General features: G+C 66.1%; 6 protein-coding genes and 1 riboswitch. Of the genes, 1 reads left to right on the top strand and 5 read right to left on the bottom strand.

Annotated elements, in window-relative coordinates; genetic code table 11:
- Window positions 1–6: 6 nt before the first annotated feature.
- The 5 genes from ileS to I2456_RS11560 form a co-directional block, all read right to left on the bottom strand.
- A complete protein-coding gene (gene ileS / locus I2456_RS11580; protein ID WP_085075715.1) occupies window positions 7–3147 on the bottom strand; it encodes an isoleucine--tRNA ligase in 3141 nt (1046 codons plus the stop codon).
- A gap of 357 nt (window positions 3148–3504) precedes the next feature.
- Window positions 3505–3747 carry an Rv1535 family protein gene (locus tag I2456_RS11575; protein ID WP_085075716.1) on the bottom strand — a complete coding sequence of 81 codons (243 nt, stop codon included), beginning with the start codon at window positions 3745–3747 and terminating at the stop codon, window positions 3505–3507.
- 276 nt (window positions 3748–4023) lie between these two features.
- A riboswitch (M-box (ykoK) riboswitch) is annotated at window positions 4024–4193 on the bottom strand.
- A gap of 151 nt (window positions 4194–4344) precedes the next feature.
- Complete coding sequence (locus I2456_RS11570; protein WP_085075717.1) at window positions 4345–5475, bottom strand: NAD(P)H-dependent flavin oxidoreductase; 1131 nt, start codon at window positions 5473–5475, stop codon at window positions 4345–4347.
- A gap of 10 nt (window positions 5476–5485) precedes the next feature.
- Window positions 5486–6079 carry a carboxymuconolactone decarboxylase family protein gene (locus I2456_RS11565; protein WP_085075718.1) on the bottom strand — a complete coding sequence of 198 codons (594 nt, stop codon included), beginning with the start codon at window positions 6077–6079 and terminating at the stop codon, window positions 5486–5488.
- A 37-nt stretch (window positions 6080–6116) separates the two neighbouring features.
- Window positions 6117–7865, bottom strand: coding sequence for an AMP-binding protein (locus tag I2456_RS11560; RefSeq protein WP_163703827.1), 1749 nt, complete (start codon window positions 7863–7865; stop codon window positions 6117–6119).
- Between the two features lie 552 nt (window positions 7866–8417).
- On the opposite strand from I2456_RS11560, the gene pks2 reads away from it, so the two are divergent.
- Window positions 8418–14705 (top strand): sulfolipid-1 biosynthesis phthioceranic/hydroxyphthioceranic acid synthase, encoded by a 6288-nt coding sequence (gene pks2 / locus I2456_RS11555; RefSeq protein WP_085075789.1) that lies wholly within the window; start codon window positions 8418–8420, stop codon window positions 14703–14705.
- Window positions 14706–14720 lie beyond the last annotated feature (15 nt).

Below are 14720 nucleotides of genomic sequence, written 5' to 3'. Positions count from 1 at the left end.
GGCGCGTCAGCCCGCTTTCGCTATCGAAACCCGCACGCCGTCACCGATATCGACACCGTCGGGCGGATCACCGAATTCGAAACTGGTGGCAAGTATTTCGCCGGCAATCAGATCTCGATGGGTTTGTGCCCACGCGGCCCGCGCTGCGGGCACCGCCATCACCACGCTGATGCGGTCCGACACATCCAGACCGGTCGACTTGCGCAGTTCCTGCAGTTCGCGGATGCGATCCTTGGCCCAGCCTTCGGCTTCCAGTTCTTCAGTCACCGTGCCGTCCAACACGACAAGACCCGCGCCATCGGGCAGCGCTGCGGTGTAGTCAGGGTCGGCCGCCACCAGCCGAGAGCTGTACTCGCCGGGTTGCAGCACCGCCGGACCCGCGCTGAGCGTGCCATCCGGGTTGACGACACCTTGCCCTGCCTTGACCGCCTTGATGGCGGCCTGCACGTCCTTGCCCAGCCGGGGTCCGGCTACCCGGGCATTGACGGTGAGCTCGAATCGGCCGTAGGTGTCGATCGCGTCGGTCAATTCGACCTGCTTGACATTGAGTTCGTCACCGATCAGGTCGACGAACGGCTTGAGCCGCTCCGGGTGCTCTACCGCCACAGTCAGTTTCGGCAACGGCAAGCGCACCCGCAGCTTCTTGGCCTTCCGCAACGAGGACCCGGCCGAGCACACTTCCCGGACCTGGTCCATGGCTGCCACCAGGTCGGGGTCGGCGGGCAGGTCATCGGCGTCCGGCCAGTCGGTGAGGTGCACCGACCGCTGCCCGGTCAGGCCGCGCCAGATCATCTCCGTGGTCAACGGCAGCAATGGAGCGGTGAGCCGCGCGGTTACCTCCAGCACGGTGTGCAGCGTGTCAATGGCGTCGGCGTCTTCCTCCCAGAACCGCGAACGCGACCGCCGCACATACCAATTCGTCAAGGCCTCGGCGAACTGGCGCAGCTGCTCGCAGGCCCCGGAAATGTCGCACACCTCCATCGACTCGGTCAGCTCGTCGCGCAGCGCGGCCAGCTTGGCCAGGACGTAGCGGTCCAGCACATGCGTCGAATGTGTCCGCCAGACACCGACTTTGGGGGCGTAGAGAGCCAGGAAGCTGTAGGCGTTCCACAGCGGCAGCAGGACTTGGCGCACCCCTTCACGGATGCCCTGTTCGGTGACGATCAGGTTGCCACCGCGCAGGATCGGCGAGGCCATCAAGAACCACCGCATGGCATCGGAGCCGTCGCGGTCGAACACCTCGGTGACGTCCGGGTAGTTCCGCAGCGACTTGCTCATCTTCTGCCCGTCGCTGCCCAGCACAATCCCGTGTGACACACACGTTTTGAATGCCGGACGGTCGAACAGCGCGGTGGCCAGCACGTGCAGCGTGTAGAACCAGCCGCGGGTCTGGCCGATGTATTCGACGATGAAGTCACCCGGGTAGTGCCCGTCGAACCAGTCGCGGTTGTTGAACGGGTAGTGCACCTGTGCGTATGGCATCGATCCCGAGTCGAACCAGACATCGAGCACGTCGGGGATGCGGCGCATGGTGCTGTTGCCGGTGGGATCGTCGGGATTGGGCCGGGTCAACTCGTCGATGTAGGGCCGGTGCAAATTGCTGGGCCGCACACCGAAGTCGCGTTCCAATTCATCCAGGCTGCCGTACACGTCGATGCGCGGGTAGGCCGGGTCGTCGGATTTCCACACCGGAATCGGCGTGCCCCAGTAGCGATTTCGAGAGATCGACCAGTCGCGCGCGCCCTGCAGCCACTTGCCGAACTGCCCATCCTTGACGTGCTCGGGGTACCAGGTGATCTGCTGGTTGAGTTCCACCATGCGGTCCCGGAAAGTCGTGACTGCCACAAACCACGACGAAACCGCCCGGTAGATCAGCGGGTTGCGGCATCGCCAGCAGTGCGGGTAAGGGTGCTCGTAGGTTTCGTGGCGGATCAGGATAGCCCCGTTGGCCGCCGCCGGGCCGGTCTGGTTCTTCAGGTCCCGGATGATGTGCGGGTTGGCCTCAAAGACGTGCTGTCCCTGGTAGTCCGGAACGGTCGCGTCGAAGCGGCCTTTGGAGTCCACGGGTGTGACCGGCGCGATGCCGACGGTGTCGGTGGTCGCCATGTCGTCCTCGCCGTAGGCCGGTGCCATGTGCACGATCCCGGTGCCGTCCTCGGTGGTGACGAAGTCACCGCGCAGCACCTGAAAAGCGTTGGGCGCGTCCATGAAATAAGGAAACGGCGGCAGGTAACGGGTGCCCAGCAGGTCGGCGCCGCGGTAGGTGCCAAGGATCGCCGGTTCGTCGCCGAGTTCGCGGGCATAGGCGGCCAGTCGCGCCTCGGCCAATACGAATCGATGGTCGCCGACCTGGACGTGGACGTAGGTCATCGCGGGGTTGACCGCAACGGCGAGGTTCGACGGCAGGGTCCATGGCGTGGTCGTCCAGATCAGCAGGTAAGCGCCGGCCAAATCGCCGCCGACCACCTGGAAACCGACGGTGACGGCCGGGTCCTGGCGGCTTTGGTAGACGTCGTCGTCCATCCGCAATTCGTGGTTGGACAACGGCGTTTCGTCGCGCCAGCAGTACGGCAACACGCGGTAGCCCTCGTACGCCAGGCCCTTGTCCCACAGTTGCTTGAACGCCCAGATCACCGACTCCATGTAGGACGGATCCAGCGTCTTGTAATCGTTGTCGAAATCGACCCAGCGGGCCTGGCGGGTCACGTAGGCCTGCCATTCGTCGGTGTAGCGCAACACCGACGCGCGGCAGGCGTCGTTGAACGCGGCAATGCCCATGACGTCGATCTGCGATTTGTCGGTGATGCCCAGTTGGCGTTCGACTTCCAGCTCGGCCGGCAGGCCGTGGGTGTCCCAGCCGAAGCGGCGCTCCACCTTGCAACCGCGCATGGTGCGGTAGCGGGGCACGATGTCTTTGACGTAGCCGGTCAGCAGGTGCCCGTAATGGGGCAGGCCGTTGGCGAACGGCGGCCCGTCGTAGAACACGTACTCTTCGGCGCCGTCACGACGGGAAATGCTGGCGCGGAAGGTGTCGTCGTGGAACCAGTACTCGAGAACCTGTTGTTCGAGTGCCGGGAAGTCGGGGGCTCCCTCGGACAGCTTCGGATAGGCCTTGAAGTCGGCCTGCAATTCAACATTGTCGGTCAAAGTGCGTCGTCTCCCGTGTGCCCCTGTGGCTGCGTGCCTATGGCCAGGCTCCGGGGACGACGCTGCGCTGGTGCGCGAACGCCGCGGTACCACCCCGCTTGCCACGCTGGCGCGTGACCGCTCAAGTGTCAGGCTGTGACGGGCCCACCCGTTCGGCTCTACTGGGCCATGCTGGCTGTTCTTCCGAAGGCTCCCCGGTGATGGCCGGATCAGTGCCGATTGCCCAATTCTACGGGGCTGCGCAAATCCAGATGATGTGCCGAGTCCCAGGGGCTACCTGACCGCAGGCCAGTCCTGCAGTCGGGTAACCCCTGGGAGCCCGGGTTGTTCGCTATCCATTCGAACCATCGACCCTTATCAAGCTTGGACGTCCAGCACACCGGCCCGCCAAAGCGCCGCGTACAGGTGACGCAACGGCACGGTGAGCAGCCGAGCGGCACCGTCAACCAGCGGGTCGCCTCCGGCGCCGAAAGGCTGGTCCTCGCGGCGGCGCGTCACCTTCTTGACCACGGCAGCCTCGGTCGGCGCGACGTTCGGCACCACCGTCAGCTTCGGAGCGGGCGCGATGGCAACTACTTCGTCGTACAGGGCAGCGGTCATGATCGCCTCCTAGAGAATTTCGAAACAGGATTCTGTGGACTGTGTTCTGCTCAGTCCCGTCCCGTATCGGTTCGGATCCGATCGCTGCTGGTGAGTTTCGACTCAGCGTGCAACGTCGCGCCGGAGACCGGTTGGGGACGAAACGGAGCCCGGATATCGAGCCGGACTGTCACTGGAACTCATGCGTCCCTCACCTCCTCTACGGCCGCGAGCAGCGGTTGACCCGCTCTTTTCTGCGCGCACAAAGGAGTACAGAATTGCCGACTTCCGTCGGAATTCGCACCCCACTCGTTAGAGCTTTGGCACTACACGACGTGTCCGGTGAACCGGAAGCCACCTGGGCTCAACCCTTAAGCCGGGAGGAGCTGTCCTGACCCGGGGCGTCTTTCGACGTTCGGGGTCAGTGGCCTGTGTTCGTGTAGCCGCCTCACCTATCGAGGTGCTTACCGGACCGATGATGCACCACCGGTTGGACTGGGTCAACTCCACCACGCCGGGTTTTCCGGTTTTTATGGCAACCTGAGGTCCGCCCTCGGCTGCTGCCCAGCGAAGGCGCTGCGACCAGCGCAAACACCGGCAACCCGGCTGTGCGCGACATCACAGTCCGGAGTCGGTGAGGCCTTCGAGGCGGCTGACGGTGTCGATGTATTCCTCCACCATGTCCAGCACCACGGCGCGGGCGGGCCGCACTCGATCCAGCGACCCCACCACCTGGCCTACGAAGTAAGTCGCCAGTTCGCGAGCCTTGGCGCCGGGCTGAGCCGCGGCCTGGTTGATCCGGACCTGCGAATCGGTGACCAGAGCGGTCTGCAGCGGCATGCCCAACGGGTTAGGTGTGTCGGGCCGCTCCCACTCGTCGGTCCAGGCCGTGCGCAGCATGCGAGCCGGCTTGCCGGTCATCGATCGGGACCGCACTGTGTCCGACGATGTCGCAGCCAGGAACTTCTCTTTCACCACCGGCGCGGTCTCGGCTTCCTCGGTGGTCAACCACACCGACCCGCACCACACCCCTTCTGCGCCCAGAGCCAACGCCGCAGCGATCTGGCGGCCGCGGGCGATGCCACCGGCGGCCAGCACAGGGGTCGGCGCGACCGCATCGACGACTTCGGGAACCAGCACCATGGTCGCCACCTCACCGGTGTGCCCACCCGCCTCGGTGCCTTGCGCGACGATCAGGTCGACGCCGGCAGCGGCATGCCGGCGCGCGTGCTGCGTGGTCCCGGCCAGCGCCGCCACCAGCACGTCGTGGCTGTGCGCTCGCTCGACCAGGTCGACCGGCGGCGGCCCCAGCGCGCTGGCAATCAGCCGGATGCGGTGCGAGAACGCCACTTCCAGCAGTGGCTCGTAACCCTTGGGCGAGATGTTGAGACCGCCCCGGATCGCCAGGTCGGGATCGGCGTGCTGCGCCACGCCGTAGCGGTCCAACAACTCTTCGACGAACGCGCGATGCTCTTCGGGCAGCAGACCTTGTGCCTGCTTTGCGTTGACGCCGCCTTCGTCAGCGCCGACGTACTTCGGCGGCAGGAGCAGGTCGACGCCGTATGGTTTACCGCCGGTCTGCTCGTCGATCCAGTTCAGCTCGCTCTCCAACCGCCGCGGGCTGTGCGCGGTCGCGCCCAGGACCCCGAACCCGCCGGCGTTGGTCACCGCGGCGACCACGTCCCGGCAATGGCTGAAAGCGCAGATCGGAAACTCAACGCCGAGCATTTCGGCGACCCTGGTTCGCATGCCGCCGACGCTACGCCGAGCCGGTAGGTGACGGCGACCGGCCATCGGGAGGCCAGCTTGCCACCCCTTCCTCCAACGGGACCTGAAGGCTCTGCAGGATCGAGGCGACCATCCGCCAGGCACCGATGGCGGTGACAAGTTCGATGAGAACCGTTGTGTCGGAATTCAATTCCCGCTGACACTCGGTCCAGCTGGCGTCGCTCACCGCGCCGTGCCGCACTACGTCATCGGTCGCCGCCAGCACGGCGCGTTCCGTGGCGCCAAACCCGTTGCAACTGCGCCACTCCCGCACACCGAGCAGATCTTCGGCCGACACTCCCAAGCGCGAAGCGACGCGCCAATGCTGGGTCCACTCGTAGTCGCACCCAGTGAGCCAGGCGATCCGCATGATCACCAGTTCCCGCAATCTGCGGTCCAGAGCCCCATGCCAGAGCATGCTGGCCAGCAGGTCGTTGAAGACCCCGGCGAGCAGTGGATGATTCAGCAGCACCTGGAAGATGCTCAGCTCGGCCATGTAATCGGGCACGCCGGCTTGGTCGGCAGCAGCTTTGGCTTCGCCGACAGGCAGGAGCGGTATCCGGGGCGGCTTACTGGCTTGGGTCACGATGCAAGCCTCCCTGCTTGTGCCACAGGCGGTTTCGTCACACGTCCAGCCGGGCGAACGCCGCTTGCTGGTACATCTCGACCGACTGCGCCCGTCTGATCTTGCCGCTCGTGGTGATGGGAATCGATCCGGGCGACACCAGAACCAGGTCGGCGACGCTCAATCCGTGGGAGTCGAAGATCGCCGCGGTGATCTCGCGTTTGAGGGCATTCAGTCGCTGCGCCAGGTCTGGTGCCGATTCGTCTTTTTTCTGCTTGACCTCGACGATGGCGGCCAGTTTCTCCACCCCGTCCTGCGGAATGGCGATTGCCGCGCAACGGCCGGCGCTGATCTCTTGGATGGTGGCCTCGATGTCGTCGGGAGAGTGATTGCGCCCGTAGACAATCAGCAGGTCCTTGATGCGGCCCATGATGAACAGTTCACCGTCGGAGTAAAAGCCCGAGTCCCCGGTGCGCAGCCACGGCCCTTCGGGGGTCTCTGCTGACGGGTTGGTGATCTTCGCACCGAAAGTCCGCGCGGTTTCCTCCGGCTTCTGCCAGTAACCCGAAGCGACATTGCCCCCGTGCACCCAGATTTCCCCGACTGTTCCTTCCGGGCACTCCACACAGGTGTCCGCATCGACGATGCGCACCCGCGGCGACTTCGGGACGCCGTAACTCACCAACGGTGTGCCGCTCTCGACCCGTACCACCTGACCGTCGGGCAGCTTTTGCGGGTCGAAGTGGACGATCTCCGGCGGATGGCCCACCTGCCGAGTCGCGATGTACACGACCGCTTCGGCCATGCCGTAGGCCGGGCGCAACGCCTTGGACTGGAACTTGAACGGCGCGAACCGGTCCGCGAACCGCTTCAGGGTGGCGGGTTGTACCCGCTCACTGCCGTTGAGGATGGAGTGCACCAAGCTCAGATCCGAGCCCGTCATGTCCTCGTCGGATGTCTTGCGCACCGCGATTTCGAAGGCGAAGTTCGGTCCCGCCGAAATGGTGCGGCCGTAACGCGCCAGCAATTGCATCCATCGGGCGGGCCGCTGCAAGAACGCCACCGGACTGGTCAACACGGTGTGTCTGCCGGCCAGGATAGGCATGATCGTCCCCAGCAACAGCCCCATATCGTGATACAGCGGCAACCAGGACACGACAGTGAGGTCGGAGGGCGGCACGCCTCCCTCGTTGACGAAGAAGTCCGCCATGATCTGTTCAAAGTTGGCGAAGACGTTGTCATTCGAGACGGTGACGCCGGCGGGGGTCCGCGTAGAACCGGACGTGTACTGCAGATAGGCCGTGAGTGGTCCCTCGTCACCGGCACTTCGCGACGGGCGAGAGGATCGGGGCCGCGCATCCAGATCCAGCGAATCGACTTCGATGATGGCCGGCACGCGCTGCCCGCTCTGGGACTCGACGCAGTCCTTGACATTGGTGACGGCCGCCGATGTCGTCAGAATGACCGCCGGGGCCGTGTCTGCCAAGACTGACGTGGTCCGCTCGTCGTGGGCGCCGCCGTGCGGAACCGAAAGCGGGACCGCGATCAATCCGGACTGCATCGCCGCGAGAAATGCGACGACATATTCCAGGCCTTGGGGCGACAAAATCAGCGCGCGGTCACCGGCCGACCCAGATTGCTTGATTTGCTCGCCGACATTGAGCATGCGGCGGTACAACTGCGACCAGGACAGCGTTTCTTCAACGCCGTCCCAGTCGTGGTCATAGTCGATATAGGTGATCGCCGGGCCATTGGGGTTCAAACTGGCGCGCTCACGCAGCATGGCGGGAATCGAAGAGGCGACCACGGTCTCGCACATTACCTGCCGCCGGACTTCGTTCGTGGTCTGTATCGCGGAAACCCGGCCGGTGAACTGCGACGGCGCCGACGGAACCGTCGGTGCATCCGGGAGCTGAGCTCAGCCGCTTCACAGTCCTCGGTGCGCCACTTGTGGCCGCCCCTTCCCTGGCGGCAGGAGAGGGGGAAGGGGCTCGGGGACCGGTCGGGTGCCGCGCCTGCGAAACTCCGCCGGTGATGAGGCTGGCACCGCCCCTCAGCTGGCTCTTTGCGCTCGGACGAGCCGCTTAGCGCACGGTTGCGGGCGCCACATCCGGTTGGGGCGGACGATCTTTTTTTGTACGTCCGCACGATTTTCCCGGATGAGTCGAGCCGAACCGTTACGCTGCTGATCACGCCAACTACGACGTTGTCGTCTTGGACATCAGTGGGTGCGTCCGCTACTGCGGGTAGTCCGCGCGGACACTGCGACGAGCACCCGCCAGTAGGGCTTGACGCGCGGTTAAGGAGATGGGAAACAACCGTGGATAGGACGACCGTGACGCCGGTTGCTGTGATCGGGATGGCGTGCCGGCTGCCGGGGGGCATTGGGTCACCTGTCGAGTTGTGGGAAGCATTGCTGCGGGGCGAGGATTTCGTCACCGAGGTACCGCCCGATCGCTGGGACGTCGACGAGTACTACGACCCCGAACCCGGAGTGCCGGGACGTTCCCATTGCAAATGGGGCGCGTTCATGGACGACCTGGGCGACTTCGATCCTGACTTCTTCGGCATCTCGGAAAGAGAAGCCATTGCCATGGATCCCCAGCACCGCTTGTTGCTGGAGACCTCGTGGGAGGCGATGGAACACGCGGGTCTGACGTCGAGTCAGATGGCCGACTCGCTGACCGGGGTGTTCATCGGTTTCACCCACGCCGACTACCAGTTCGTGCAAGCCGAGACCGGCACCCTCGAAGGTCCCTACGGCAACACCGGAACCAATTCCTGCATGGCGTCGGGTCGCGTCTCCTATGCCCTCGGCCTGCGCGGCCCCGCGGTCTCCGTGGACACGGCATGCTCCTCCGGGTTGTTCGCCGCGCACTTGGCCGCCCGCAGCCTGAACGAGGGCGAAAGCGACCTCGCGTTCGCGGGCGGGGTCTACGCGATGCTGGAACCTCGCCGGTTCGCCTCGGGTTCGGCCAACGGCATGCTGTCGCGCAGCGGCCGCTGCCACGCGTTCGATGTCGAAGCCGACGGGTTCGTCTCCGGCGAGGGCGCAGTGGTGCTGTTGCTCAAGCGGTTGCCCGACGCCCAACGTGACGGAGACCGGATCTTGGCCGTCATTCGAGGGACCGCCGCCAATCAGGACGGCCACACGGTCAACATCGTGACGCCGTCGGCCGACGCACAGGAGGCTGTATACCGCGCGGCACTGGCCGCCGGTGACGTGGACCCCGCCACGGTCGGCATGGTCGAAGCGCACGGTCCGGGCACCCCGGTGGGTGACCCACTTGAGTACAAGAGCCTGGCCGCGGTCTATGGCGCCGACGGTCCCTGTGCGGTCGGGTCGGTGAAGACCAACTTCGGCCACACCCAATCGACCGCCGGTGCGCTGGGCCTGATGAAGGCGATCCTGGCCGTGCAGCACGGCGTGGTTCCGCAGAACCTGCACTTCAACACCATGCCCGACACCATCGCCGCGATCGATACGAATCTGTTTGTGCCGCAAGAGGTTACACCCTGGCCGATCAGCGACTCGGACCAGCCGCGGCGGGCCGCGGTGTCCTCGTACGGCATGTCCGGCACCAACGTGCACGCAATCGTGGAACAGGCGCCCGCCCAGGCACCCGCAGCCAGCGTCGTGGATTCCGACGGCAGCACCGGTCTGGACGGTGTCCTGGTCGTTCCGGTGTCGGCCAGTTCCGAAGAGGCGCTGCGCGAAACCGCAGGGCGACTTGCCGATTGGATCGACACACAAGACAAGACGAAGATTTCGGACCTGGCCTACACGCTGGCGCGCCGCCGCGGGCACCGACCCGTGCGGACCGCCGTGCTGGCCGGCACTACCGCCGAACTGTCCGCGGGGCTGCGGGAAATCGCCGCTGGTGAGCTGCCTCATCCGCCCGCGGTCGGCCAGGACGACAAGGGTCCGGTGTGGGTGTTTTCCGGGCAGGGCTCGCAGTGGGCGGAGATGGGCAAGGATCTGCTGGCCAGCGAGCCGGTGTTCGCTGCCAAGATCGCCGAGATCGAACCACTGATCGCCGCCGAATCCGGCTTCTCGGTCACCGAGGCGATGACCGCGCCCGAGAAAGTGACCGGCATCAACCGCGTCCAGCCCACCCTGTTCGCCATGCAGGTCGCGCTGGCCGCCACCATGAAGGCCTACGGCGCCGTACCCGGCGCCGTCATCGGCCACTCCCTGGGTGAATCGGCAGCCTCCGTCGTCGCCGGCGCCCTGTCGCTCGAAGACGGCGTCAAGGTCATCTGCCGACGCTCCCAACTCATGACCCGCATCTCCGGAGCCGGCGCCATGGCCTCGGTGGAATTGCCCGCCCAACAAGTCTTTTCAGAATTGTTGGGCAGCGGCATCACCGATGTGACCGTTGCGGTGGTCGCCTCGCCGCAGTCCACGGTGATCGGCGGGTCCACCGAGAAGGTGCGCGAGTTGATCGCGGCGTGGGAAGAGCGCGACATCATGGCCCGCGAGGTGGCCGTCGATGTGGCCTCGCACTCCCCGCAGGTCGACCCGATCCTCGACGACCTGACCGAAGCACTGGCCGACATCACCGGCTTGGAGCCCGAGGTTGCCTATTACTCGTCGACCTCCTTCGACCCCCGCGAAGAGCCCTACTTCGACGCCTATTACTGGGCCGACAACCTGCGCCACACCGTGCGCTTCGCGGCGGCAGTGCAAGCCGCCCTCGAGGACGGCTTCCGCGTCTTCACCGAGTTGTCCCCGCACCCGCTGCTCACCCACGCGGTCGACCAGACCGCGCGCGGCCTGGACATGTCGGCCGCCGCCCTGGCCGCGATGCGGCGCGAACAGCCGCTGCCGCACGGGCTGCGCGGGGTGGTGGGCGACCTGTACACCGCGGGAGCCGCCGTGGACTTCGGCGTGCTCTACCCCAACGGGCAACTCGTCGATGCGCCGTTGCCGGCATGGAACCATCGCCGGCTGTTGTTGGTGGAGAGCACCGATCGGCTCGCCCACGCCAATACCGTTGCGGTACATCCGTTGTTGGGTGCGCACGTACGGCTGCCCGAGGAGCCGGAGCGCCACGTCTGGCAGGGTGACGTCGGCACCGAGGCACAGCCGTGGTTGGCCGATCACAAGATTCGCGGTGCCGCCGCCTTGCCCGGTGCCGCCTATTGCGAGATGGCGTTGGCCGCGGCCCGCACCGTGCTGGGCGAGCATGCCGAGGTCCGCGACGTCCGCTTCGAGCGGCTGCTGCTGCTCGACGAGGTGAGTGCCATCGGCGCCACCGCCACGGTCGAAGCTCCCGGCGTGGTCCCCTTCGTGGTGGAAACGAATGACGGCGGCGAACGCTCGCGGCGCGCCTCGGCGATGCTGCATGCTGCGCCGAACGAACCGGAGGCGGACGCCGAGGCGAGCCCGGCCGCCTATGACATCGAAGCGCTGCTCGCAACGCACCCGAACCCCACCGAAGGGGACGACCTGCGCCACCAGTTCGACCTGCGCGGCATCCAGTACGGTTCGGCATTCGGCGGCCTCACCGCGGCGCACATCGCCGACGGTGCCGGTGACACTGTGCTGGCCGAAGTTGCGGTACCGAGCTCCATCCGCTCCCAACAGGGTGCCTACGGGGTACATCCCGCCCTGCTGGACGCCTGCTTCCAATCGGTGGCGGCGCACCCCAGCGTCCGCAATGCCGGCGGTGGCGGCCTGCTGCTGCCGCTGGGGGTACGCCGGTTGCGCGCCTACGGTCCGGCCCGCCATGCCCGCTACTGCCTGACGACGGTTACCCCCGCCGGCAACGGCGCCAACGAGCTGGTAGCGGACCTCGACCTCCTGGACGAGCACGGCACCGTCCTGGTGACGGTGCGTGGTCTGCAGATGGGCACCGGCGCCTCCGGGACCAGCGAGCGCGACCGCCTCCTCAACGAGCGGCTGCTGACCATCGAGTGGCGACAGCGCGACCTGCCGGAGAAGACCGTCACCGAACCCGGCAACTGGTTGCTGATCAGCACCTCCGACGCCGCCGACATGACGGCGACCCAGCTGACCGACGCCTTGAAGATGCACGACGCGCAGAGCACGACGCTGTCCTGGCCGCTGCGCGACGACCACGCCGCCCAAGCCGGCCGGCTGCGCGAACTGCTCACCGCCAGTGCGTTCAACGGCGTAGTCGTCGTCACCGCGCCAAGCAACGCAGACTCGGACAAGGAAGCCGCGGTACCCGTTGTTCGGGGCAGCGAATACGTCGAGCACCTGGTGCGCATTGCCCGGGAACTCCCCGACATCGAGGGCCAGACCGCTCGCCTGTATGTGATGACCCGAAATGCCCAGCCGGTGCTGAGTGACGACCGCCCCAACCTCGAGCAGGGCGGCCTGCGCGGTCTGTTGCGGGTGGTCAGCGCGGAGCATCCGCACCTGCGCGTCACCTACATAGATGTCGACGAGCACACCGGCGCCGAACAGGTCACCCGCCAACTGCTGCTGGCCGAATCCGACGAAGACGAAACGGCATGGCGGAACGACGATTGGTACACCGCGCGGCTGAGCCCTACTCCGCTGGGCCCAGACGAGCGTCAAACCACCGTCGTCGAACACCAGCAGCACGGTATGCGCCTGCAGATCCGCAATCCCGGGGATCTGCAGACGTTGGAGTTCGCCGCGTTCGACCGGGTGCCGCCCGGTCCGGGCGAGATCGAGGTCGCTGTCGGCGCATCCAGCATCAACTTCGCCGACGTGCTGGTCACGTTCGGCCGCTATCAAACGGCCGACGGGCAGCAGCCCCAGTTGGGGACCGACTTCGCCGGTGTGGTGAGCGCGGTCGGACCCGACGTCACCGACCTCAAAGTCGGTGACCGGGTCGGTGGGCTCTCCGCCAGTGGCTGCTGGGCCACCTTCGTCACCTGTGACGCGCGCTTGGCCACCCCCATACCCGACAGCTTGACCGACGCCGAAGCGGCCGCGGTCACCACCGCATCGGCCACGGCCTGGTACGGCCTGCAGGACTTGGCCCGCATCAGGTCCGGCGACAAAGTGCTCATCCACTCCGCAACCGGCGGGGTCGGCCAGGCCGCGATCGCGATAGCGCGCGCCGCCGGTGCCGAAATCTATGCCACGGCCGGCAGCGAGCAACGTCGACAACTGTTGCGCGACATGGGTATTGAGCATGTCTACGATTCCCGTAGCGTCGAGTTCGCCGAGCAGATTCGCCGCGACACCGACGGCTACGGTGTGGACATTGTGCTCAACTCGGTATTCGGCGCCGGCCAGCTGGCCGGAATCAAATTGCTGGCCCGGGGCGGTCAGTTCGTCGAGATCGGTAAGCGCGACATCTACGGCGACACCAAACTCGGGCTCTTCCCGTTCCGGCAGAACCTGTCCTTCCACGGCTTGGACCTGGGATTGCTGTCCAGCACCGACCCGGCCGCGGTTCGCGAGCTATTGAGCACGGTGTATCACGCCACCGCCGAGGGCGTACTGCCCAAGCCCGAGAGCACCAGTTACCCGCTCGCCGATGCGGCGACCGCAATCCGGGTCATGGGCGCAGCCGAACACACCGGCAAGCTCATCCTCGAGGTCCCCCATACCGGGCGCAGCAGCGTCGTACTGCCACCGGAGCATTCGCAGGTGTTCCGCAGCGACGGCGCCTACATCATCACCGGCGGATTGGGTGGCCTCGGCCTGTTCCTCGCCGAGAAGATGGCCACTGCCGGCGCCGGGCGCATCGTGCTCAGCTCCCGCTCGGCGCCAAGCCAAAAGGTCTTGGAGACAATCGAATTGGTCCGCTCGATCGGATCCGACGTGGTTGTGGAGTGTGGTGACATCGCCGCAGCCGACACCGCCGAACGGCTGGTTGCCGCGGCGACCGCCACCGGTCTGCCGTTGCGCGGAGTTCTGCACGCGGCCGCCGTCGTGGAGGACGCCACCCTGCCCAACATCACCGACGAACTCATCCAGCGCGACTGGGCACCCAAAGTGCACGGAGCGTGGCATCTGCACGAAGCCACCCGGGAACACCAACTGGACTGGTTCTGCTCGTTTTCCTCGGCAGCGGCCCTGGTCGGCTCACCGGGTCAGGGCGCCTACGCCGCGGCCAACAGCTGGCTGGACGCGTTCACCCACTGGCGCCGCTCTCAAGGGCTGCCGGCGACTTCGATCGCCTGGGGAGCTTGGGAGGAGATCGGCCGAGCGACCGCCTTCGCTGAGCAGTCCGGTGAAGGCGACGCGATCGGCCCGGACGAAGGCGCCTACGCGTTCGAGGCGCTGCTCCGGCACAACCGCGCCTACACCGGCTATGCGCCGGTGATCGGCTCCCCCTGGTTGACCGCTTTCGCGCAGCGCAGTCCATTCGCTGAGTTGTTCAAGTCGACGAAGGGTCGGTCGGGCTCGAGCAAGCTGCTCTCCAAGCTGATGGAGCTTCCGGAGGAAGACTGGCCGGGCCAGCTGCGACGCCTGATATCCGAGGGAGTGAGCCTGATCCTGCGGCGCGCCGTCGATCCGGATTGGGCGCTGTCGGAGTACGGGCTCGATTCACTAGGCAATCTCGAGTTGCGCACCCATATCGAGACGGAGACAGGGATCCGGCTGACCTCCAACGAAATCACCACGGTGCGGGATTTGGCTGACCGCCTTTGCGAACGACTCGCGCCCGCTCAGGACGCGTCGACGTCGTCGTAACAGGATCTGTCGCTC

Origin of the sequence: Mycobacterium kubicae (assembly GCF_015689175.1) — a bacterium.
Taxonomy (GTDB): Bacteria; Actinomycetota; Actinomycetes; order Mycobacteriales; family Mycobacteriaceae; genus Mycobacterium; species Mycobacterium kubicae.
This window is presented reverse-complemented; position numbering and strand designations above follow the sequence as displayed.

What these genes read in the sequence shown, in the direction of transcription:
- pks2 (WP_085075789.1), top strand. Translation starts at nt 8,418, where the DNA reads ATGGCGTGCCGGCTGCCGGGGGGCATTGGGTCACCTGTCGAGTTGTGG.
- I2456_RS11570 (WP_085075717.1), bottom strand. Translation starts at nt 5,475, where the DNA reads ATGCGAACCAGGGTCGCCGAAATGCTCGGCGTTGAGTTTCCGATCTGC.
- I2456_RS11575 (WP_085075716.1), bottom strand. Translation starts at nt 3,747, where the DNA reads ATGACCGCTGCCCTGTACGACGAAGTAGTTGCCATCGCGCCCGCTCCG.